The organism is Pseudarthrobacter sp. fls2-241-R2A-168 (assembly GCF_030209335.1).
In the GTDB taxonomy this organism is placed as follows: Bacteria; Actinomycetota; Actinomycetes; order Actinomycetales; family Micrococcaceae; genus Arthrobacter.
In genome coordinates this window covers 124,283-146,521 of record NZ_JARVSG010000005.1, presented here as the reverse complement: position 1 = coordinate 146,521, position 22,239 = coordinate 124,283, and the positions used below count along the sequence as shown (strand labels likewise).

The following is a 22,239-nucleotide window of genomic DNA, read 5'->3' as shown; positions in this document are numbered from 1 at the left end:
GCCGCCACTACAAAGCCGAACAACCCGACCACGAACCACCCCAATGGCCACCCGGACTCCTAACCCGCGCAACCGACACAGCCCGGCAGCTGCCGGGTGCAACGGAAATACCCGGTGCAGCGGAACCGCAGGGATTCTCGGACTTCCTGGAGATCCCGGATGCCGGACCGCCGCGTGAAGAGCCAGTCGATGACAATCTTGAGGATCCCCATGACTTCTCGCCCGACGATCCGATCTGGGACGACTTCTACGCCCACCCTCCGAAACTGCCCCAAGACCCACTCATAGCGCAGGAGCGGGAGTGGGACATGGTGAAGTCCTGAAACCGTCGGCAATCAAAAGTCGCTCGAAGTCCGGAGCCGAAACCGCCAGCCCCGCAGAAACGCTCAATCGGCGCCGGGAAGGTTCACTTCCACGAGCCCACCCGTAACCCGGGTTTCGAACCGCGGCTGCCTGGACGTGGCCGGGCCGGCCTGCACCTCACCGGACCGGAGCGAGAAGGTGCTGCCGTGCCATGGGCATACGACGCAGGGTTCGCCCCCACCACGTGCTGATCCACCTGTCACGCTGCCGCCCTTAAGCTTGCCCTCGTGCAGCGGTCCGGAGAGGTGGCTGCAGACGTCGGACAACACGTTGACTGTTTCTCCCTCCCGGAACACCAGCAGCGGAAGCCCGGCCACTACGCGCTGGTGGAGCTTGCCATCCGGCAGGTCCTCCAGGGGTGCCAGTGGCTGCCATCCGCTGGGGAAACGGTGCGGAACGTCCTCGGTGTGGTTCACGCCGGCGGCCTGCCGGTAGCTGAGGTGGCCACCCAGGAAGCCGCCGAAGCTGACTGCCCCCAGGCCCAGATAGGCAAGCACTTTGCCCGCGCCGTTCCGCCCCTGCGTCCGCGCCACAAGTGAGGCGGTGTACAGGCTGACGGCTGTGATGTTGGCCGTCGCGTGGACCAGCCCCACCCGCTGCTGCTGGCTGTGCAGCTGCGACCAATCCATAAAGCCCGCCACCGCTGAGGGCACGGCAGAGGCACTGCCCACACCGATCAGTACAGTTGCCGCCTTGTCGTTCCCCGGGAGCGCATCCAGCACTGCGGCGGAAATCCACGCCCCAAGCGGAACCTGGACTGCCAGCGGATGAACCGGATGCCCGATAGGCACTCCGTGCAGGATGTCCCGGGCCCATTGCGGCCGGATAGTTCTTTTGACGAACTTCCGGACCTTCTTGGCCAGGGGATCCAGCCAGTCGGCATCTTCCAGGCGGGCAACAAGCTCAAGTGCAGGCAGCGGTTTCATGTGTCTCCCTTACCCCGTTCGTCAGTCTGCATTCGGCACATGCAGGCGATGGTGTGCAGTCGATGTCGTCCAGACGATAAGTCCAGCCGATGCCGGTCAGCCTAGCCGTTGGGAGCCAGCAGGCACAGGGGTGGGCCCAGCCAGTCGGGGTGGCAGAAGTGCAGGTCAGCGGAGCGGGGACCCCACCACAGTGAACCGGCTGCCACCCATGTCGCCGGACAACAGTGGCATCGCCTCGGCAATGGCTGCCCGGACACTGTCCAGCTGCAGTGACGTACGGTGCGCCTCCGGCGATTCCCACAGTTCGCACACAAACACCGTGTCCGGCACTTCGTCATTCACGCCTACTTCGTACAGCAGGCATCCCGCCTCCTCCAGCCCCGGCATGGGCCGGAGGAGGATGGACACCACGGCGTCGCGCTGGCCGGGCTTGGTTCCGAGGGTTCCCACATTCGCAAAGGTCATGGGGACAGTGTCCAGCACGGGTAGGACAAAAGGAGGAATCTACCGCGCCACTCCCGTGGGCGCTGCACTCATTGTGCAGTGGCCGCAGTTGAAGGTTCGACGACGGGCCCCGAGGCCATGCCGGATGGCACCTGGGTGCCAGTCGCCTGGCCGGCCGCGACCGCCGTCGTGCTGTCATCCTCAGGCGACCCCTCACCGGCAAAGGCACGGAGCATGGCGGCACGGTCGAACTGGCCCTCCCACTTGGCCACCACAAACGTGGCCACGCAGTTGCCCAGCAGGTTCACCACCACACGCATGGAGTCCATCAGCCGGTCCGCACCGAGGAGGAGGGCGACGCCGGCCACCGGGAAGATCCCCAGTGCACCCGCTGTGGCGGAGAGCGCCAGGAACGCGGAACCCGGCACGCCGGCCATGCCCTTCGACGTCAGCATCAGGACACCCAGGGCGGCGAGCTGCTGGCCAAGATCGAGGTTGTAGCCAAAAGCCTGTGCCAGAAAGAGCAGCGAAATCGACAGGTACAGGGCGGCGCCGTCCAGATTGAAGGAATATCCCGTGGGGACCACCAGGCCAGTGGTGGCGCGGGAACAGCCCGCATTGGTCAGCTTGGTCATAATGCGCGGGAGGACGGACTCCGTCGAGGCGGTGCCCAGTGCCAGGAGGAATTCCTCGCGGGTGTACTTTATGAACTGCCAGAGCGGCACTCGGGGATACACCCACGCCACCACGAACAGCAGCGCTATGAACACCAGGGCGGCACCGTAGCAGGCAGCGATCAACAGGGCATAAGTGCCCAGTGATTCCAGTCCGTACTGGCCGATGATGAAGGCCATGGCCCCGAAAGCACCCACCGGTGCCACCCGCATCACCCAGGACATGATCTTGAAGAACAGCTCCAGCACCGTTTCCATCAGTGTGATCACCGGCAGGCAGCGGTCGCGCCCCACCACCACGATCGCCGCGCCGAAGAACACCGCAAAGCACAGCACCTGAAGGAGGCTGTTGCTGGCAAAGGCGCCCACCACGCTGGTGGGAATGATCCCCAGGAGGAAAGCGCCGGCATCCTTGGGCGGCGCGGTGGCCGTTTTGGCGTTGAGCGCGTCCTGGGAGAGGGACGCCGGATCGATGTCCAGCCCCGCACCCGGTTGGACCAGGTTCCCCACCACCAGCCCGAACACCAGGGCGAAGAGCGTGGCGGCGGTGAAATACGCGAGCGCTTTGACCCCCACCCTGCCCACGGCCTTGACGTCACTGACCGCCGCGATACCGGTGACGATCACCAGGAAGATCAGGGGCGCGATGATCATCTTGATGAGCTGGATGAACCCGTCCCCGAGCGGCCGGAGCGCAGCGCCCATGTTGGGCCAAAAGTGGCCGATCAGGATGCCTGCCAGTACGGCCACCAGGATCTGGAAAAAGAGGGATTTGTAGAGCGTTTTCCTGCTTGGCCCGTTGTCCGGCTGCGGGGAAGATGCTGCGGTGGCGGTGAGGTTCATGCTAGTGCCTGTTCGTTGAGGGACAGACGGCAAGGTGATGCCGCAGGGTCATGGGCAACGCTAGGAAGTAGATGTTTCCGGAAAGATAAATCCGTAATGCGGAAGTATTAAGTCCGGGGACGGGGGTTAAGGGCGTAGCAAGGACACCGGTTCCGGCAGAAAATGGTCCTATAGCAAGTCATCAATTTCCGCCGCTAATAAGCGAAACGCAGCGCATGCAAGACCACCCAAACCCAAGCGCAATCAATTCATCGAAAGGAGTACTTGGGATGAACAACAACATTCTCCGGCGGACCGGCTCAGACATCACCGAACCCCTACGGCGCTTCTTCGAAGGTGACCTGGACACCTGGCTGCGGACCGAGGAGTACCGGGAAGAGGGAACGCTGGTGGTCAAGGCCGAAGTCCCCGGCATCGATCCCGAGAAGGACGTTGACATCACGCTGACCGGCGACCAGCTGCGGATCACGGTCCGGCACGAAGAGAAGTCGGAGCACAAGGGCAAGGACGGGTACCGTTCCGAATTCCGCTACGGCACCTTCTCCCGCTCCATCACCCTCCCCGGGCCCACTGACCAAAACGACGTGAAGGCCACCTACCGGGACGGCGTCCTCGAGGTCCGCATACCGCTGCCGGACCAGGATGCCTCAGAACGCCGCAGGATCCCCATCATCAGGGCCTGAAAAGGCACCCATAAAGGTGACGTACGATGGCGGCCTTGCGCCGCCGTCGTGCTTCTGCCCTCCCCTCGTGTCATACCCTCCGGCAAGAATGGGCACCACTGTGGTTCGATGGTGTTTTCTTCTTGGGGATGGAGGCGGACATGGAAGTCTGGGCGGGGAGCCCCTATCCGCTGGGTGCCACGTACGACGGCAGCGGCACGAATTTTGCCGTGTTCAGCGAAGCGGCGAGCGCGGTGTACCTGTGTCTGTTCGATGAGGACGGCTGCGAGCAGCGGATCCGCCTCGAAGCCGTGGATGCCTTCGTCTGGCACTGCTACCTGCCGCACGTTTTGCCCGGCCAACTGTACGGATACAGGATGGAGGGCCCCTACGAACCCGCCCGCGGCCTCCGCTTCAATTCAAACAAGCTGCTGTTGGATCCCTATGCAAAGGCAACCAGCGGGGACATCACCTGGGGCCAGCCGATGTTCTCCTACAACTTCGGCGATCCGGCATCCTTCAACGGCGAGGACTCCGCTCCGGACACCATGCGGTCCGTGGTGATCAGCCCGTTCTTTGACTGGCAGCACGACCGGCCGCCGCGGATCCCCTACAGTGACAGCCTGATTTATGAGGCGCACGTGAAGGGCCTGACCATGACCCACCCGGAGGTGCCTGCGCAGGAACGGGGAACGTACGCGGGCATCGCCCACCCCGCAGTCATCGAACACCTGCAGAAGCTTGGCGTGACGGCGATTGAGCTGATGCCGGTGCACCAGTTTGTCCAGGACAGCACTTTGCAGGACAAGGGGCTGAGCAACTACTGGGGTTACAACACCATCGGCTTTTTCGCCCCGCACGAGGCCTACAGTTCCAGCACCAAACCGGGGCAGCAGGTGCAGGAATTCAAGGCGATGGTCCGCTCACTGCATGCGGCGGGCATCGAGGTGATTCTCGACGTCGTCTATAACCACACGGCCGAGGGGAATCATCTGGGCCCCACGTTGTCCTTCAAGGGCATCGACAACCAGGCGTACTACCGGCTCGTGGACCAGGACAGGCAGCACTACCTGGACTACACCGGCACCGGCAACACCATCAACGTCCGCCACCCGCATGCCCTGCAGCTGATGATGGACTCGCTCCGGTACTGGGTGCTGGAGATGCACGTGGACGGGTTCCGGTTCGACCTCGCCTCCGCCCTGGCCCGGGAGTTCTACGAGGTGGACCGGCTGTCCAGCTTCTTCGACCTCGTTCAGCAGGATCCTGTGGTGTCACAGGTGAAGCTCATTGCTGAACCCTGGGATGTGGGCCCGGGCGGCTACCAGGTGGGGAACTTCCCGCCGCTGTGGACGGAGTGGAACGGGAAATACCGCGACGCCGTCCGCGACTTCTGGCGTGGCGCGCCGGCAACGCTGGGCGAGTTCGCGTCGCGACTGGCTGGCTCGGCGGACCTTTACGAAAGTTCCGGGCGCCGTCCTGTGGCATCCATCAATTTCGTCACCGCCCACGACGGCTTCACCCTGCGCGACCTGGTTTCCTACAACGCCAAGCACAACGAGGCGAACGGCGAAAACAACAACGACGGCGAATCCCACAACCGCTCGTGGAACTGCGGTGTGGAGGGTCCCACCACCGACCGCGGCGTCCTTGCGCTGCGGGCGCGCCAGCAACGCAACCTGCTCGCCACGCTCCTTCTCTCGCAGGGCGTCCCCATGGTCCTGCACGGCGACGAAATGGGGCGCTCCCAGCAGGGAAACAACAACGCCTACTGCCAGGACTCCCCGCTCTCATGGATCAACTGGGAGGCAGCGGACCAGCCCCTCACCGAGTTCCTCGCAGCCGTCAGCGAGTTGCGACGCGAGCACCCCACCTTCCGCCGCAACAGGTTTTTCGAAGGCAGGCCTGTCCGGCGCGGCATCGGCCAGCCATTGCCGGACATCGTGTGGCTGGACAAGGACGCCTCGGCCATGGTCCCGGAGGACTGGGACAATCCCCTGGCCCGGGCGCTAGGTGTTTTCTACAACGGGGCGGCCATTGGGAAGGACCACCGGGGCAGGGTCATCAATGACCACAACTTCCTGCTGTACTGCAATTCCGGGGACGAACCGGTGGTGTTTACCCTGCCCAGCGCGGAGTACTCCGGCAGCTGGGAACAGCTCATTGATACGGCGGGAGAGCATGCGGACACCGGCCTCCTGCATGCCGGCGGAACCGTGGAACTGGCAGCGAAATCCCTCCTGGTGCTTCGGGCCTACACCCGGCCGCCGGAGAAACCGGACCACTCAGTATCGGCGTCGCTGGCGCTGGCCACGACGGATGCACCTCAGTTGCCGGACGCCCGCACCTCGGCACCAGACTAACCGCCGCCCGCCTGACTCAGATCAGCGCGTGCATCCCAAAGCTGCGCGGCCTGCCGAGGGACGCGGCGCCAAGGAACTCGACGGCGACGAACGGCTCTTCCCCCACCACCCACTCGTCATGGCCGGGAGGAAGCGCATAGGTGTCGTTGGCGTGGATGGTCGACCTCCCGCCGTCGGGCGTTTCAACCTCAAGCTGCCCGGAGAGGCAGTAGCCCAGGTGGTGGTGCTCGCAGAAGTCGGTCAACTCAGCAGGCTTGGCGGACACCGACCAGCGCCAGCCGGGCGCGAGGATCAGCCGCGCCATCGAGTAGTCGTCAACAGTGACAAGGTCGAATTCCGCCTTGTCCGGGCAACGCTTCCTGTCTGGATCATTGAATGACTTGACGGCCAGTGCTCGGATGAAATTTGCGGTCATGTGGACACACCTGTTGATCGTGGTGAGGATGCCTGGCAGCGAACCAGGCGGCGGGTTCGGATACCGACGAGCGGTGAAGTGTAAGCGAGACCTGTTGCAGTGCACGCCTTGTCCCCCGGCGCACACGCGTTTGCCGAACGTGCAGCGTATTTCTAACCGTAGCCCTACCGCCCCTGAAGTCAATGGGAAAAACCACCCCAGGGCCACGGGCATGGGTCCCCTTGACTACCCCACCCCTCCTTCCCTACACTTTTCATAAAGCAGAATCTAAATTCCACAAGGCGGAAACGGTAGAAAGCCGGGGACGCAGGGGAAGATAGATCAAAGCCCTCCATGGAAGGACCTACGATGACGTACACAGTGAACTGCTCCATCCTCCTCACGGAGCTGCCCCTGCTCGAGCGCCCCGCCGCAGCCAAGGCAGCCGGCTTTGACGCTGTCGAATTCTGGTGGCCCTTCGAAAGCTCCGTTCCTACCGATGCGCAGGTGACCGAATTTGAGAACGCCATCAAGGACGCCGGCGTTCAGCTCACGGGCCTGAACTTCAACGCCGGCAACATGCCGGGCGGCGACCGCGGCCTGGTGTCCTGGAAGGGGCGCGAGTCCGAATTCAAGGACAACATCGATGTTGTGGCCGGCATCGGCGAGCGCCTCGGCTGCAAGGCTTTCAACGCGCTTTACGGCAACCGCCAGGACGACGCTACTCCCGAAGAGCAGGACGAGCTGGCTGCCAGGAACCTGGCAGCAGCGGCCGAAGGTGTTGCCCGCATCGGCGGCATCGTCCTCCTCGAACCTGTCAGCGGCGCACCCAAATACCCGCTCCTCACCGCTGAAGACGCACTCAAGGTCATCGCCCGCGTGAAGGCGGAGGCCGGCGTCGGCAACATCAAGCTCCTCGCCGACTTCTACCACCTGTCCGTCAACGGCGACGACGTCCAAGCCGTCATCGAAAACCACGCGAAAGACTTCGGCCACATCCAGATTGCCGACAACCCCGGCCGCGGCGCACCCGGAACCGGCACCCTCCCGCTCGGTGAATGGATCGCCCGCAGCCGCGAACTCGGCTACGAGGGCTACATCGGACTCGAATATAAGGAACCGCAGGAAACGGCCTTCAGCTGGGCCATCCGCCAGCGCATCTCCCAGTAACCGGGTTTCGGCAAGTTCAACCACCGGTGATTGAGCCGGTCGAAATCCGGTTTCGCTCTCCACTTCACAGACTTCACGAAAAGAGAACCATCATGAGCAACGTTGCAGTTATCGGACTCGGAATCATGGGCCTGCCCATGGCCATCAACCTGGTCAAGGCCGGCCACGCCGTCACCGGTTTCAACCGCAGCCAGGACAAGATCGACAAGCTCGTCTCCGAAGGCGGCAAGGGCGCCACCAGCATCGCCGACGCAGTCAAGGATGCCGACGTCGTCATCACCATGGTGCCGGACTCCCCCGATGTCGAAGGTGTCGTCAGCGGCAAGGACGGCGTCTTCGCCAACGCCAAGCAGGGCACGTTGTGGATCGACGCTTCCAGCATCCGCCCCGATGTCGCCAAGCGCCTCTCGGACGAAGCCCGCGAAGCCGGCGTCCGCCCGCTCGACGCCCCGGTCTCCGGCGGCGAACAGGGCGCCATCGACGCAGTCCTGTCCATCATGGTGGGAGGCGACAAGGCAGACTTCGAGGCAGCCTCGGACGTCCTGAACGCCGTCGGCAAAACCATCGTCCACGTTGGCCCCTCCGGCTCCGGCCAGACCGTCAAGGCAGCCAACCAGCTGATCGTCGCCGTCAACATCGAGGTCCTCGGCGAGGCCATCGCCTTCCTGGAGGCCTACGGCGTGGACACCGACGCCGCCCTCAAGGTCCTCGGCGGCGGCCTGGCCGGCTCCAAGGTCCTGGACCAAAAGGGCCAGAAGATGCTGGACCGCAACTTCGACCCCGGCTTCCGCCTCGCCCTGCACCACAAGGACCTGGGCATCGTCACCTCCGCCGCCCGCGAAGCCAACGTCGCCGTTCCCCTCGGTGCCGTCGTCGCACAGCTCGTCGCCGCCACCGTCAACCAGGGCGACGGCGGCCTGGACCACTCCGGACTCTTCAAGCAGGTCCTGAAGCTCAGCGGCCGCGAGTAACCCTCACGCCGCAAGCCCGGCCGCCCCGAAACGGGGCACATTGACACGGACACGCCGGCCGCCGTCGTAGATTACGACGCCGACTCTCCCAAAGTGCCCCGCGACGGTTCGCCGGGCCTTCCTTCAGCACACCCAAAATCAGACTTCCCAAGCTTTCAAGGAGCACACCATGAGCAAGATGCGTACCGTTGATGCAGCGGTGGCCATCCTGGAAAAGGAAGGCGCCATCGAGGCGTTCGGCCTGCCAGGCGCCGCGATCAACCCCTTCTATTCCGCAATGCGCGCCCACGGCGGCATCCGCCACACCCTGGCCCGCCACGTTGAAGGCGCCAGCCACATGGCGGACGGCTTCAGCCGGGCCAAGGACGGCAACATCGGCATCTGCATCGGTACCTCCGGCCCCGCGGGCACCGACATGATCACCGGCCTGTACGCCGCCTGGGCTGATTCCATCCCCATGCTCTGCATCACCGGCCAGGCCCCGGTGGCCAAGCTGCACAAGGAAGACTTCCAGGCCGTGGACATCGAGTCCATCGCCAAGCCCGTCACCAAGATGGCCATGACCATCCTGGAGCCGGGCCAGGTCCCCGGCGCCTTCCAGAAGGCCTTCCAGCTGATGCGCTCCGGCCGCCCCGGCCCGGTGCTCCTGGACCTGCCCATCGACGTGCAGCTGGCCGAAATCGAATTCGACATAGATACCTACGAGCCCCTGCCCATCGAGAAGCCCAAGGCCTCCCGCAAGCAGCTGGAAAAGGCCCTGGACATGCTGACCGCGGCCCAGCACCCGCTGATCGTGGCCGGCGGCGGCATCATCAACGCCGGTGCCTCCGCGCAGCTGGTTGAACTGGCCGAAACCCTGAACATCCCGGTCATCCCCACCCTGATGGGCTGGGGCACCATCCCGGACGACCACCAGCTCATGGCCGGCATGGTGGGCCTGCAGACCTCGCACCGCTACGGCAACGAGAACTACCTGCAGAGCGACTTCGTGATCGGCATCGGCAACCGCTGGGCCAACCGCCACACCGGCGGACTGGAGACCTACACGGCAGGCCGGAAGTTCGTGCACATCGACATCGAGCCCACGCAGATCGGCCGCGTGTTCTCGCCGGACCTGGGCATCGCGTCCGACGCCGGTGCGGCGCTGGCCGGGCTGGTTGAGCTCGCCAAAGAGCGCAAGGCGGCAGGGTCCCTGCCGGACTACAGCGCCTGGGTTGCCGAGTGCCAGGAGCGCAAGGCCTCCCTGCACCGCAAGACGCACTTCGAGAACATCCCCATCAAGCCGCAGCGCGTGTACGAGGAGATGAACAAGTCCTTCGGCCGCGACACCGCCTACGTGTCCACCATCGGCCTGTCCCAGATCGCCGGCGCCCAGATGCTGCACGTTTTCGGCCCGCGCAAGTGGATCAACGCCGGCCAGGCGGGCCCCCTGGGCTGGACCGCCCCGGCAGCCCTCGGCGTCGTTCGCGCAAACCCGGAGCAAACCGTGGTGGCCCTCTCCGGCGACTACGATTTCCAGTTCATGATCGAGGAACTGGCCGTGGGCGCGCAGTTCAACCTCCCATACATCCACGTTGTGGTGAACAACTCGTACCTGGGCCTGATCCGCCAGTCCCAGCGCGGTTTCAGCATGGAGCAGAACGTGTCCCTGGCGTTCGAAAACGTCAATAGCGCGGACTTGTCCGAAAACGCACGCGGCTACGGCGTGGACCACCTGAAGGTGGCCGAGGGCCTGGGCTGCAAGGCCGTGCGCGTGGAGGATCCCAACGACCTCGCCGCAGCCTTCGACAAGGCCAAGGCACTCATGGGCGAGTTCCAGGTTCCCGTGGTGGTGGAAGTGATCCTGGAAAAGATCACCAACATCTCCATGGGTGTGGAAATCAACGCCGTGAACGAGTTCGAGGAGCTCGCTGAGTCCGCCGCCGACGCCCCCACCGCCATCCTGGCGCTGCAGGCTTAACCTGCACGAATAGAACCTGCCCGGCGAGAACCTCAACGCGCAGAACCTGCACACCGAAACAAGAGAGACAGCCATGCGGATCGTCATTGCCCCGGACAAATTCAAGGGATCCCTGTCCGCCCCGGACGTGTGCAGCCACCTGGAAAAGGGGCTGCAGCGCGGCGCGGGCGGGAACCTTGAAGTCCTCCGGATCCCCGTGGCCGACGGCGGAGAGGGCACCCTCGACGCCGCCGTCGGCTCCGGCTTTACCCGCCGCAGCGCGGTGGTGGCCGGACCAACAGGCGAACCGGTCACGGCCGACTTCGCTGTCCGGGGCAATGAGGCAGTCATCGAAATGGCGGCTGCCTCGGGCCTGGCCCTGCTGCCCGCCGGAGCACTGGTTGGCGGACGGCCGGGCCCGACGGCGGCACGCACCGCCACCAGCCTGGGCACCGGCCAGCTCATCAGCGCCGCCCTGGACGCCGGCTGCAACCGAATCATCCTGGGTGTGGGCGGCAGCGCCAACACCGACGGCGGCGCCGGGCTCCTGCAAGGCCTCGGCGCCCGGTTCCTCGACAACGAGGGCAACGAACTTCCGCCCGGTGGTGCCGCTTTGGCCCACCTGGACCGGATCGACTTCAGAGGGTTTGAACCCCGGCTGAAGGACACACGCTTTGTGCTGGCGTCCGACGTCGACAATCCCCTGCTGGGCGCCCAGGGCGCCGCGGCGATTTTCGGCCCGCAAAAGGGCGCCACACAACAGGACGTCGGCCTGCTCGACGCCGCCCTGGCCAGGTTTGTCGAAGTCCTGGCCAGGGAAATCGGATTCCGCGCGGTCAAGGCTGCCGAGGCTCCCGGGGCGGGGGCAGCCGGCGGCGTTGGCTATGCCGCCATCGCCGTCCTGGCCGCGACCCGGCGCCCGGGCATCGACGTCGTCCTCGAATTCACGGACCTGGATCAGAGACTGGCCGGCGCAGACCTGGTGATCACCGGCGAAGGAAGCCTGGACGAGCAGAGCCTCCTGGGCAAGACGCCCATGGGCGTGGCCCGCGCAGCCGCCGCCCATCGTATTCCGGTGATCGCGGTGTGCGGCCGGACCACCCTGGGGGCGGGACAGGCCACTGCCGCCGGGTTCGAGGATATTTACGCTTTGACCGAGCTGGAAAGCAATGTAGACAGGTGCATAGCAGAGGCAGCGCAGCTTCTGGAACAGCTGGGTACACAGATCAGCGAACGGTTGGCAGCCAATGAACTGCCCCGTACCGCGAACTCCAAGGAGGACCTCCATGTCTGAAGAACGATTTGACCTGGTCATCCGGGGTCAGCGCATCCTCACCACTGCCGGCCTTGCACCTCGCGAGGTGGGTGTCCGCAACGGCAAGATCGTGGCCCTCGAGCCGCTCGGCAACGGCCTGGCCGGCGCCGAAGTCATTGAACTCGCGGACGATGAAACCCTGATCCCCGGCCTGGTGGACACCCATGTCCATGTCAACGAGCCCGGCCGCACTGAGTGGGAGGGCTTCGCCTCGGCCACCCGGGCAGCAGCGGCGGGCGGCGTCACCACCATCATCGACATGCCGCTGAACTCCGTCCCGCCCACCACCACAGTGGAAAACCTGAAGCTCAAGCGCGAAGTGGCCGAGGACCAGGCGTTCATCGACGTCGGATTCTGGGGCGGCGCAATCCCCGGCAACAAGGCCGACCTGCGCGCCTTGCATGACGAAGGCGTGTTCGGTTTCAAGTGCTTCCTGCTTCACTCCGGCGTGGACGAGTTCCCGCACCTGGATGCGGACGAGATGGAGGAGGACATGGCCGAGCTGAAGTCCTTCGATTCGCTCATGATCGTCCATGCCGAGGACTCGCACGCCATTGACCGCGCACCCCACCCCGGGGGCGACCACTACTCCACCTTCCTCGCTTCCCGCCCCCGCGGTGCCGAGAACAAGGCCATCGCCGAGGTCATCGAACGGGCCCGCTGGACCGGTGCGCGTGCGCACATCCTGCACCTGTCGTCGTCGGACGCGCTGCCCATGATCGCCTCCGCAAAGCGCGACGGCGTGAAGCTCACCGTGGAAACGTGCCCGCACTACCTCACGCTGATGGCCGAGGAAATCCCGGACGGCGCCACCGCCTACAAGTGCTGCCCGCCCATTCGCGAGGCCTCCAACCGGGAGCTGCTGTGGCAGGGCCTGCTGGACGGCACCATCGACTGCATCGTCTCGGACCACTCCCCCTCCACGCTGGACCTGAAGGACCTGGAGAACGGCGACTTCGCCGTAGCCTGGGGCGGCGTCTCGTCGCTGCAGCTGGGCCTGTCCCTGATCTGGACCGAGGCCCGGCACCGCGGCATCCCGCTGGAGCAGGTGGTCAGCTGGATGGGTGAGAAGCCCGCGGCCCTCGCCCGGCTCTCCAACAAGGGCCAGCTGGCGCTGGGATACGACGCCGACTTCGCCGTCTTCGCCCCCGATGAGGCGTTCGTGGTGGACGTTTCCAAGCTCAAGCACAAGAACCCGATCACCCCGTACGACGGCAAGGCCCTCTCCGGCGTGGTCCGCAAGACCTTCCTGCGCGGCGCCGTGGTGGACGGCCAGACCCCCACGGGCAAGCTGATCCGCCGCGGCGGGGTCTAGGGACGAGCCATGGCAGTGGAAGCCCACTATCCCCGGGGGATATCCCGGCACGCGGTTCCGGCCAAGCGCGCTGCTGCCCGCGGCCTCGCCGTGTGGGTGGTTCCCGCGGAAGGCTCAAGCCCCGAACTGCTGGCCCGCGCCGCCGAACTGGTCCTGGCCCGAGCCCTTCAAACTGCTCCGGAGGCGGAAGTCCATTGGCCTGCCGCCGGAGCCCCCATGTCCGGGGACTCCGCCGTGGAAGGAGCCGCAGACCACTCCTCTCGCACTCCTTCCGCGGCGGAGAACCCCGGCGATACCGAGACCGACGGCGGCACGCACCTGCCGCCGTCGGCCGGCCCTGTCAGCCGGGTGGCTGTGGACCTTGCAGCCGACCAGGTCCTGCTGGACGGCACGCCCGTGGCGTTGACCGGCGTCGAGTTCAAGGTGCTTCGGTACCTCGTGACGCACCTGTCCCGAACAGTGGGCAGGGAGGAACTGCAGGAGTTCCTCGACTCGTTCGAGACCCCCGGCGCCTCGGCCCGGTCCATCGATGTTTACGTGGGCCGGATCCGCCGGAAACTCGGCAACGCGCGGCACGCTGTGGCCACTGTCAGGGGCGGCGGCTACCGGTTTATGCCGGGTGCCTGCGCAACTGTTCGGGGCCCGGCGGAATACTGCATATGACGCCGGAGTTGTATGACTAGGCGGGAACCCGCTTCACTTGATGTTTTGCCAGTACCTGACAAAGACTTCCAAAGGAATGCCATGAGCCAGACCCTGACCACCAAGCTTCAGCCCGGAACCCAGGCCCCTGATTTCACCCTTCAGGATGCCCAGGGCCGCGAGACTGCCTTGGCCGACTACCGTGGCAAGAACGTCATCGTGTACTTCTACCCCAAGGCCGCCACCCCCGGCTGCACCACCGAGGCCTGCGATTTCCGCGACAGCCTGGCCTCCCTGCAGGGCAAGGGCTACGAGGTCATCGGCATCTCCCCCGACGCCCCGGAGGCCCTTGCCGGCTTCACCGGCGACTTCTCCCTGACCTTCCCGCTGCTCTCCGACGAGGACCACGCAGTTGCCCTGGCCTACGGCGCCTGGGGCGAGAAGCTGGTCGACGGCGAGATCGTTGAAGGCATCGTCCGCTCCACTGTGGTGGTGGACCCCGAAGGCAAGGTCAAGCTCGCCCAGTACCAGGTGCAGGCCCAGGGCCACGTGGCAGCGCTGAAGGAAGCCCTGGGAATCTAGCCCACCCGGGACGCTCTCTCACTTAACGCGCTGTTTAACAGGACGCTCTCGCACTTAACGCGCTGTTTAACAGGACGCTCGCTCACTTAACGCGCGCTTTCCCTGGACGCTCTCGCACTTATGGACCAATCCATAGGGTGGGAGCGTCCGGCGTTTAACGGCACCATCCGTTTGAACGGCACCGTAGCGTGGCAGGTCATCCTGCCGCTGGGGTGTCCATCTTCGCCTCTGCAGCCGCCTGCGCATATTCGGCCGACACCCGGCGGTACACCGGGGTCAGGAAAGCCAGCAGCGCGGCGGCCACCAGGATGAGCCCGGCGATCAGGAACACCAGGGCAATGCCGCGGGAGGTGCCCTCGCCCAGCAGCGGGGCCAGCCGGGCCGCGCCGTCGGCCGACCGTGCGTAGGGAATGATCCAGAACTGGGCGATCGGCGCAATCAGGAAGGACGTGACGGGCGCCGCCGCAGACTCGAACGCCATGGCGAAGCCGAACACCCGGCCCTGCCGTGGCAGCGGAACCACCTGCTGGATGATCGTCTGCTCGGCGGCCTCCACAACGGGCACCAGCGTCAGGTACAGCCAGATCCCGACGACGTACAGCCACGCCCATTCGCGCAGGGTGAACACCGCGCCGAGGACCCCCATGGCCACCACCGCAATGAGCAGGGTGCGCAGCGGGTTGGCCCCGAGTCCGAACTTGCTGATCAGGGCCCCGCCGATCAGGAACCCGCTGGAGCCTACCGCCAGGAAAATGCCCCACAGTTCCACGGGGAACATCTCCAGGCCGTAGGGGTCCATCAGCGCCATGTAGACGCCGCCAATGAAGTTGTTGAATGTGGAGAACAGGATCAAGGCGAACAGCCCGGAAATGGCGAGCACAGCGGCATAGGAGCCGCGAAGGTCGAACCCGCCGTGCGCATCGTTGGCCGCCACGCTCGTTTCTTCAGGCATGCGAAGGGTGAGCAGGTGCGCGAACGCGAGCGCCGTGAGCACGATTGCGACCACAATGGTCCAGCCCATGCCCAGCAGCCCCACCGACAGCCCGGAGAGCACGGAAGTGATGAGGAACATCAGCCCCTGCACCATCCCCACCAGCCCGTTGGCGTTGGCCCGCCGCTCCGGCTCTATGAGGATGGTGACGGTAGTGGACAAGGCGATATTGCGCAGGTTCTCCACCACCGCGCCGATCAGGATGACTACGGTGAAAACCCAGAACCAGGGCTGCTTCAGGTCCAGCAGCGAGCCTTCAGGTGTCAGGAGGAACATCACCCCGGAGAGCACAAACATCACCAGGGTGAAGCCCGCGGCGAAGCGCATCACGGCCAGTTTGCGGTAGCGGTCCACGAAGGTGCCGAAGCTGATGCTGGACAGGGCGATCAGCAGCATGTACGCACCACCGACTACACCGGTGGCGATCACGTTGCGGGTCTCCAGGTACACCCAGAACGTCAGGGCAAACCACAGGTAGCTGGTGGTGATGTTGGCCAGGGCGGTGTTCACCAGGATCCCGGAGAAGGTCCGCGATCGTTCCGCCGGGGTGCGCACGGAGGTGTCGACGGCGTCTGGATCAGCCAGGCGCGCGGGTTCACCGCCCGTTGTTGAAGTGGCGGCGTCCTCGCGAAGGTTTTCCCCGCCGTCGGGAACGGCAGCGGCCCTTCCTTGGGCCGGCTCCTGCTCGGTCATGCGTCCCAGTGTAGTGACGGCCGGCAGAAGCCGACAGGGTGGAACAGATACGCATTCCAGCCCCTGTCCGCAGTTCCGGAACTAAGCTCGTAAGGGAGGGCAGTCAGCCGGATGGAACCGCGAAAGGACAAGCCGTGGCGCATGACTCCGCAGAGGAAGCAATGTCCCGAATGGGCGCCGAGCAGGACGCGAAGTACAGCGCGAACCGGCAGCACTTCGAAGCCCAATCCTGGTACGAGATCGACCACCGCCTGACACTGCTGTTGACCCCACTTTTCAGGATGGGTGACGACGCAACCATAGAGCTCAGCGTGGTGGTGGACGGCACCGTCATCTCCGGCTCCGTTGTCTCGGAGCACGCCTGGACGCAGCGGCAGAACGACCAGATCCGCGTCGGCAGCCCGGCAGTGGCCGACGCCCTCGCCTCCGTCGAATCGAAGCGTGAGGAAGAAGCTCTGGAGACACCGGAAGAAACCGGGGCAGGCAGCCTCCACCGTCAGGTCCGGTACATCCATTTCCTTGCCCCGGCGCTGCTGTCCGGCGGGGTCCATGTGCGCTTGCCGGCTACCAGGGTTGACCTCCGGAAAGTGGCGGCCTGGAGCATCGGGCGTATCAGCCTCGACTGAGGTAACAGGGTTAGGGAGAACAGGGCTTCGGGGGAACAGAGTTTCGGGAGAACAGAGCCGGAAGGGACACTGCCCCGGCTCTAACGCACATGGCAGGATGGCGGCATGGCGATCGAGGTCCGTCCGGCAACCGAATTTGAGGACGTCCGGGCGCTGGTGGGGCCGAAACGGCCGGATGCCAACGTGTGCTGGTGCCTGAGCTACCGCATCCCCTCCAAACAGAACCAGACCCTGCACGGCACGGAGCGCGGGGACCTGGTGCAGCAGCTGCTGAAGCAGGACCCGCCGCCAGGTATCTTGGCGTACGACGGCGGGGAGCCGGTGGGGTGGGCGGGGGTCCATCCCCGTGCGGACACCAGTTTCGCCCATAACCGGAAGATCCCGCATGTGGACGATCTGGACGTCTGGTCAGTGTGGTGCATCCGGGTGCGGCCCGGACATCGCGGCAAGGGCATCTCGCACCAGCTGTTGAGGGGCGCCGTGGAGATGGCGAAGAGCTACGGTGCGCCTGCGATCGAGGGCTACCCCGTGGACAACCAGGGGCAAAAGGTGGACCTCACCATGGCCTACACGGGCACCCGGAAGCTCTTCGAGGACGCGGGTTTCACCAAGGCAGCGGACACCGAGTCAGTACTGAATGGCTTCCCGCGGGTCCTGATGCGGCTGGACCTGCAGCGTTAGCGGCTTTCCAGAATCAGGAGTCAGGGCTTTTTCCACCAGCTGCCCGGCCAGCCCTCGTCAATGGCCCACAAGGCCAGGAGCAGGGAATCCACTGTCATAAGGCCCGCGATGAGGTAGGCCCATCCTGTATACCAAGCCACTGCAATCTCCTGACTGTATCCCCCAGCCACTCGATTGCTCCTAAGTGTGGCACCTAAACCGCCGCGGCGGAACGCCCCAGATCCACACTCCTGAAAAGCGCCTCCAGCCTGTTGTGGGCCTCGGTCTCCAGCTTCAGGCGGTGCGTCAGCTTCTCCACCTGCGCGGACAGCTCCTCCCCCACCGGAAGCCGGTCACCCGGCCAGCTGGAAGCCTCCCGTGACTCGGCAAGCGCTTGAGCCAGGGCATTGGCTGCGGCACGCACCTTCCGGGAGTGGAAGTAGACCCGCAGCAGGGCCCTGCCCTTATCCACTGCTGCCCGTGGCAGGTCGCGTGCTGCCGCCGTCTGGTTGGTTGTGTTGGCATGTCCCATGTGGCTCCACCTTCCTGCCAAGCAGGCCAGCCCCGGACGTGGTCGTCGTCGACGATTGTCCTCATTAAGCTGATCCCACTTCGAGTGTCCCGGGCGTTCCTCAACGTCCGTGCAAGCAGGTCCCAAGATTTACGCAAGATCCGCCAGGACGGGCCGGGGCAGCCAAGCCGCACCCCGCCGTCGGACGAAAACGCGAGGTGACTTAACCACTTGTGTTGCCCTGCGACATGTTTGGTAGCCGTTAATACGGTAGAAGTAGACCTATGGTCTCTCCACCCGAAATCCGTCGTGCCGTTGTCATCGAGGATGACCCGGACATCCGCGGCCTGCTGGTCCGTGTCCTGGCCAAGCAGGGCTTCGACGTGACGGAGGCCGCCGCCGGCCTGCCGGGCGTGGAGGAAGTCCGCCGCGTCCAGCCTGATCTGGTCACGCTGGACCTGAACCTGCCGGACATTGACGGGCTCGAAGTCTGCAAGCTGCTGCGCGAATTCTCGGACGCCTTTATTGTGATGCTCACGGCCCGCGCCGATGAACTGGACAAGCTGACCGGCCTGGACAACGGGGCCGACGAATACATCAGCAAGCCGTTCAGCCCGCGCGAACTGCAGTCCCGCATCAACGCCCTTTTCCGCAGACGGCCCTCCCCTGCGGCGGATTCCGCGGCCCGCAGTGAACTGGAACGCGCCACGGAAGTCCAGCAAAGCCTCCTGCCCAAGGAGGACATCCGCGTGGACGGCTACGACGTCGCCGGCGTCTTCCGCCCCTCCCGCAGCGTGGGCGGGGACTTCTACGACTGGTACCAGACACCTGAGGGGCTCCACCTGACCTTCGCCGATGCCATGGGCAAGGGCATGGGCGCCGCACTCATCGCGGCAACGGTCCGCGCGGTGATGCGGTCCACGGGGCGGCGGCAGGACCTGGACGGCGCCTTCGCCTCCGCCAGCAAGGCGATCGCCACGGACCTTGACTCCTCCAACTCCTTCGTCACTTTGTTCCACGCGCGGCTGGACGCGGCGTCCGGAACCGTCAGCTATGTCGACGCCGGGCACGGGCTTGCGCTGCACGTCCGGTCCGGCGGCACTGCTGAACGGCTCCTCTCCGGCGGACCGCCCGTGGGTGCCTGGGCAGGCTCGCAGTGGCCGCAGTCCAGCCTGGAACTCTCCCCGGGAGATTCCCTGGTGGTGGTCAGCGACGGCGTGCTGGACGTCTTCGACTCCGTGGAGGACTTCACCGAGGCCGTCCGCACCGCCGCCCAAGGCCAGGATTCGGCGCACGCCGCCAGCAGCGCCATCATGGCCCTTGCCCCAGCTGAGACGGCCGAGGACGACGTCACAGTGGTTGTGGTCCGCCGACTGCCGGAGCAGGCTGCGGCATGACCCGCTTCTGGACCAGGCTGGTGGTGGTGCTGAGCATTATCACCGGCGTCAACTACATCGCCTGGCGCTGGGCAGCGTCGCTGAACTGGGAAGCCTGGTGGATCGCCCTGCCCCTGGTGATCGCCGAGACCTACAGCCTGATCGACGTGATGCTGTTCGGCATGACGGTGTGGAGGCTGAAAATCCGCAAGGGCGCACCGCCACCGCCGGCCGATGCCACTGTGGACGTCTTCATCACCACCTACAACGAAGACCTGGACATGGTGATGACCACCGCCTTGGCCGCCCAGAGGATCCGGCACCCGCACAGCACCTGGATTTTGGACGACGGCGCCCGGCCCGAACTCCAGGCGCTCGCCGAACAGCACGGCCTGGGCTACGTCACCCGCAGCGAGGACTGGACCTCCAACGTGCCCCGGCATGCCAAAGCCGGCAACCTGAACAACGCACTGATGCAGACTCACGGCGAGTTCCTCCTGATCCTGGACGCGGACCAGATCCCCGAGCCGGACATCCTCGAAAAGACCCTGGGCTACTTCAACAACCGGCGGGTGGCGCTGGTCCAGACGCCCCAGTACTTCAGCAATGTCCCGGCCAGCGATCCCCTGGGCAGCCAGGCGCCCCTCTTCTACGGCCCCATACAACAGGGCAAGGACGGCTGGAACGCCGCCTTCTTCTGCGGCTCCAACGCCATCCTGCGCCGCGAGGCCCTGATGCAGCTGGGCCTTGTGGGCTACGTGAAGGAAACCGAGAAGAGCATCCGCCGGGCGCTGGCCGCCTCCCGCTCGGCCATCAGGAAGGCCCGGAAATCCGCGGACGTGGAATCTCCGTTGGTGGCCCAGGTGCTGGATGAGGTGGAGGCAGCAACGCGCGAAGCCCAGCAGGAGCTCGAGGCCGGCGGCGCCCTGAGCGAGATCACGTACCGGGTGCGCCGCCGCGTGGATGCCGCCGTGCAGACCCTGGTGACGGCCGACGTCGAAGCCCTCCAGGCCGACCTCGAAGAGATCGCGGCGATGGAACTGGCGCACGTGGGCGAGTCCGGCGTTCCCGTGGTTGCGGACGACGCCGTCCGGCGCATGTCCGCCCGCGACTGGTCGCCGCTGGGTGCCCTGGAATCCGTGCAGGCCGTCCTGGACGCCCTGTCCGTGGAGCGCAACGACGAGGCACAGCCGGTCATGCCGCTGGCCACCATCTCCGTCACCGAGGACATGGCCACCGCTATGCGCATGCACGCCATGGGCTGGGAGAGCGTCTACCACCACGAAATCCTGGCCTACGGGCTGGCCCCGGAGGACCTCAAAACCATGCTCACCCAGCGCCTGCGCTGGGCACAGGGCACCATCCAGGTGCTGCTCCGCGAGAACCCGCTGGTCCAGAAAGGCCTCAAGATCGGCCAGAAGTTGATGTACTTCGCCACCATGTGGACCTACCTCAGCGGCTACGCGGCGGTCATCTATTTCGCCGCCCCCATCATCTACCTGCTCCTGGGCATCCTGCCGGTGACGAGCCTGAGCTGGGACTTCTTCATCCGGTTCATCCCGTTCATGGTGGCCAACCAGCTGCTGTTCGCCGTTGCCGGCCGGGGCATCCCCACCTGGCGTGGCCAGCAGTACAGCCTGGCCCTGTTCCCCACCTGGATCAAGGCGTGCTCGACGGCGGCCCGGAACGTCTGGTTCGGCCGTCCCCTGGGCTTTGCCGTCACCCCCAAGGCCCGCCAGAGCGGCGGACCCAGCTGGAGCCTGATCCAGCCGCAGATTGTGGTGTCGGTGCTGCTGGCGGTGGCGGCCGTCGTCGGAATCATCCGCCTGGCCGCCGGCCTGGCAGAGCCGCTCGGCACCCTGGTGAACGTCGCCTGGGTCATCTACGACCTGGTGGTGATGAGCATTTTGGTGCGTGCAGTGCTTTACAAGGGTTATGAACCAGCCGGTGATCCGGCAGTTACAGAGAGGGAGCCAGATGGAGTTTAGCTATGAGGTCAAGGACTCGTATGCGGAGGTCAAGGCGGACGGGCGGCTGAACATGGTATCCGCGCCGAAGCTGCGCGAGTTCGTCACCGATGTGATTGCGGGCGGATCCAACCGGATCGTGGTGAACCTGGAAAACACGGCGTTTATGGACTCCTCGGGCCTTGGCGCACTGATCGGCTGCCTCAAAGCGGCCCGGCAGGCGGGCGGCGACCTCCGGATCGCCGCCGTGCAGCCGCAGGTCAAAATGGTCCTGCAGCTCACCAGCATGGACAAGGTCCTCACCTCCTACACCTCTGCCGAAGAGGCGTTCAGCAATGACTGAGGTCCTGGCGTCCCGCAGCTTCCGCGGGCTCGCGGCAGAGGACGCCATCGAATCCGTCCACAATGACCTGGACAGCCTCTGGCTCGACGTCCCCTTTGTGCAGGACATGGACCAGATGACGTTCACGACGGCCGTCATCGAGTCGGCGTCGAACATCGTCCAGCACGCGGAGCCCGCGGGCCAGGAACCAGTGGAGCTCGGAGTGGACATCACCGTCCAGCCCACACTGCTGCAGGCCAGGGTCAGCGCCTACCACGCCAAGCCCCCGTTCGGGCCCATGGAGCCGGCAACCCCGGGCGAGGACGCCGAGTCCGGCCGTGGCCTGGCGCTGATCCAGGCGCTGGTCACCACCGTGACGTTCGAGCGGCAGGACGGGACCAACACGTGGGTCCTGTCCCGGACGTCCCAGGACTAGGCCCTTTTCGAGCCTCGGACAGATACGGGGACCTGTTGGTTACGTCCCGGTATC

21 protein-coding genes and 1 pseudogene are annotated in these 22,239 nt (G+C 65.3%); 16 read left to right on the top strand and 6 right to left on the bottom strand.

Annotation, left to right across the window (positions count from 1 at the left end; translation table 11 throughout):
• Positions 1-323 (top strand): annotated as a pseudogene (locus QRN11_RS04875) (HNH endonuclease signature motif containing protein); the annotation flags it as partial.
• 63 nt (positions 324-386) lie between these two features.
• Here QRN11_RS04875 and QRN11_RS04870 read toward each other — a convergent pair.
• From QRN11_RS04870 to QRN11_RS04860, 3 genes are all read right to left on the bottom strand, one after another.
• Positions 387-1,289 (bottom strand): Rieske (2Fe-2S) protein, encoded by a 903-nt coding sequence (locus QRN11_RS04870; RefSeq protein ID WP_142058235.1) that lies wholly within the window; start codon positions 1,287-1,289, stop codon positions 387-389.
• 165 nt (positions 1,290-1,454) lie between these two features.
• Complete coding sequence (locus QRN11_RS04865) at positions 1,455-1,754, bottom strand: putative quinol monooxygenase (RefSeq protein WP_285250100.1); 300 nt, start codon at positions 1,752-1,754, stop codon at positions 1,455-1,457.
• A 68-nt stretch (positions 1,755-1,822) separates the two neighbouring features.
• Positions 1,823-3,250, bottom strand: coding sequence for a cation:dicarboxylate symporter family transporter (locus tag QRN11_RS04860; RefSeq protein ID WP_285250099.1), 1,428 nt, complete (start codon positions 3,248-3,250; stop codon positions 1,823-1,825).
• Positions 3,251-3,519: 269 nt separating this feature from the next.
• Here QRN11_RS04860 and QRN11_RS04855 point away from each other — a divergent pair, with 269 nt between their 5' ends.
• Both QRN11_RS04855 and glgX read left to right on the top strand, forming a co-directional pair.
• Positions 3,520-3,933, top strand: coding sequence for an Hsp20/alpha crystallin family protein (locus tag QRN11_RS04855; protein ID WP_285250098.1), 414 nt, complete (start codon positions 3,520-3,522; stop codon positions 3,931-3,933).
• 140 nt (positions 3,934-4,073) lie between these two features.
• Positions 4,074-6,275, top strand: coding sequence for a glycogen debranching protein GlgX (glgX, locus tag QRN11_RS04850; protein WP_285250097.1), 2,202 nt, complete (start codon positions 4,074-4,076; stop codon positions 6,273-6,275).
• Between the two features lie 16 nt (positions 6,276-6,291).
• On the opposite strand, the gene QRN11_RS04845 is transcribed toward glgX, so the two are convergent.
• On the bottom strand, positions 6,292-6,690 hold the full coding sequence (locus tag QRN11_RS04845) for a cupin domain-containing protein (protein ID WP_142058227.1): 399 nt from the start codon (positions 6,688-6,690) through the stop codon (positions 6,292-6,294).
• A gap of 348 nt (positions 6,691-7,038) precedes the next feature.
• Between QRN11_RS04845 and QRN11_RS04840 the strand changes: the two genes are divergently transcribed.
• The 7 genes from QRN11_RS04840 (at position 7,039) to bcp (ending at position 14,603) form a co-directional block, all read left to right on the top strand.
• Complete coding sequence (locus tag QRN11_RS04840) at positions 7,039-7,839, top strand: hydroxypyruvate isomerase family protein (protein WP_285250096.1); 801 nt, start codon at positions 7,039-7,041, stop codon at positions 7,837-7,839.
• Between the two features lie 92 nt (positions 7,840-7,931).
• Positions 7,932-8,810 carry a 2-hydroxy-3-oxopropionate reductase gene (locus QRN11_RS04835; RefSeq protein ID WP_285250095.1) on the top strand — a complete coding sequence of 293 codons (879 nt, stop codon included), beginning with the start codon at positions 7,932-7,934 and terminating at the stop codon, positions 8,808-8,810.
• A gap of 169 nt (positions 8,811-8,979) precedes the next feature.
• Positions 8,980-10,770: a glyoxylate carboligase gene (gcl, locus tag QRN11_RS04830; RefSeq protein ID WP_285250094.1), complete on the top strand. Its 1,791-nt coding sequence runs from the start codon at positions 8,980-8,982 to the stop codon at positions 10,768-10,770.
• Positions 10,771-10,843: 73 nt separating this feature from the next.
• Positions 10,844-12,043: a glycerate kinase gene (locus tag QRN11_RS04825; RefSeq protein ID WP_285250093.1), complete on the top strand. Its 1,200-nt coding sequence runs from the start codon at positions 10,844-10,846 to the stop codon at positions 12,041-12,043.
• A complete protein-coding gene (gene allB, locus QRN11_RS04820; protein ID WP_285250092.1) occupies positions 12,036-13,379 on the top strand; it encodes an allantoinase AllB in 1,344 nt (447 codons plus the stop codon). Before QRN11_RS04825 ends, allB begins: the two co-directional genes overlap by 8 nt.
• Before the next feature lie 9 nt (positions 13,380-13,388).
• Positions 13,389-14,042 (top strand): winged helix-turn-helix domain-containing protein, encoded by a 654-nt coding sequence (locus tag QRN11_RS04815; protein ID WP_285250091.1) that lies wholly within the window; start codon positions 13,389-13,391, stop codon positions 14,040-14,042.
• An 81-nt stretch (positions 14,043-14,123) separates the two neighbouring features.
• Positions 14,124-14,603: a thioredoxin-dependent thiol peroxidase gene (bcp, locus tag QRN11_RS04810; RefSeq protein WP_285250090.1), complete on the top strand. Its 480-nt coding sequence runs from the start codon at positions 14,124-14,126 to the stop codon at positions 14,601-14,603.
• A gap of 196 nt (positions 14,604-14,799) precedes the next feature.
• On the opposite strand, the gene QRN11_RS04805 is transcribed toward bcp, so the two are convergent.
• On the bottom strand, positions 14,800-16,287 hold the full coding sequence (locus QRN11_RS04805) for an MFS transporter (RefSeq protein WP_285250089.1): 1,488 nt from the start codon (positions 16,285-16,287) through the stop codon (positions 14,800-14,802).
• Positions 16,288-16,421: 134 nt separating this feature from the next.
• Here QRN11_RS04805 and QRN11_RS04800 point away from each other — a divergent pair, with 134 nt between their 5' ends.
• Both QRN11_RS04800 and QRN11_RS04795 read left to right on the top strand, forming a co-directional pair.
• A complete protein-coding gene (locus QRN11_RS04800) occupies positions 16,422-16,913 on the top strand; it encodes a GvpU-like protein (protein WP_285250088.1) in 492 nt (163 codons plus the stop codon).
• 105 nt (positions 16,914-17,018) lie between these two features.
• On the top strand, positions 17,019-17,594 hold the full coding sequence (locus tag QRN11_RS04795) for a GNAT family N-acetyltransferase (protein ID WP_285250087.1): 576 nt from the start codon (positions 17,019-17,021) through the stop codon (positions 17,592-17,594).
• 193 nt (positions 17,595-17,787) lie between these two features.
• Here the strand turns inward: QRN11_RS04795 and QRN11_RS04790 are convergent, their stop codons facing one another.
• On the bottom strand, positions 17,788-18,105 hold the full coding sequence (locus tag QRN11_RS04790) for a hypothetical protein (RefSeq protein WP_142064721.1): 318 nt from the start codon (positions 18,103-18,105) through the stop codon (positions 17,788-17,790).
• Between the two features lie 263 nt (positions 18,106-18,368).
• Between QRN11_RS04790 and QRN11_RS04785 the strand changes: the two genes are divergently transcribed.
• Genes QRN11_RS04785 through QRN11_RS04770 form a run of 4 tightly spaced genes read left to right on the top strand, consistent with a single transcriptional unit; the run spans position 18,369 to position 22,185 of the window.
• Positions 18,369-19,481: a PP2C family protein-serine/threonine phosphatase gene (locus QRN11_RS04785; protein WP_285250086.1), complete on the top strand. Its 1,113-nt coding sequence runs from the start codon at positions 18,369-18,371 to the stop codon at positions 19,479-19,481.
• The gene (locus QRN11_RS04780; protein ID WP_285250085.1) at positions 19,478-21,448 is read left to right on the top strand and encodes a glycosyltransferase family 2 protein; all 1,971 of its coding nucleotides are present in this window, start codon (positions 19,478-19,480) and stop codon (positions 21,446-21,448) included. The genes QRN11_RS04785 and QRN11_RS04780 overlap by 4 nt, the downstream gene beginning before the upstream one ends.
• The gene (locus QRN11_RS04775; protein WP_091424451.1) at positions 21,438-21,770 is read left to right on the top strand and encodes an STAS domain-containing protein; all 333 of its coding nucleotides are present in this window, start codon (positions 21,438-21,440) and stop codon (positions 21,768-21,770) included. The genes QRN11_RS04780 and QRN11_RS04775 overlap by 11 nt, the downstream gene beginning before the upstream one ends.
• Complete coding sequence (locus QRN11_RS04770) at positions 21,763-22,185, top strand: ATP-binding protein (protein ID WP_091424456.1); 423 nt, start codon at positions 21,763-21,765, stop codon at positions 22,183-22,185. The genes QRN11_RS04775 and QRN11_RS04770 overlap by 8 nt, the downstream gene beginning before the upstream one ends.
• Positions 22,186-22,239 lie beyond the last annotated feature (54 nt).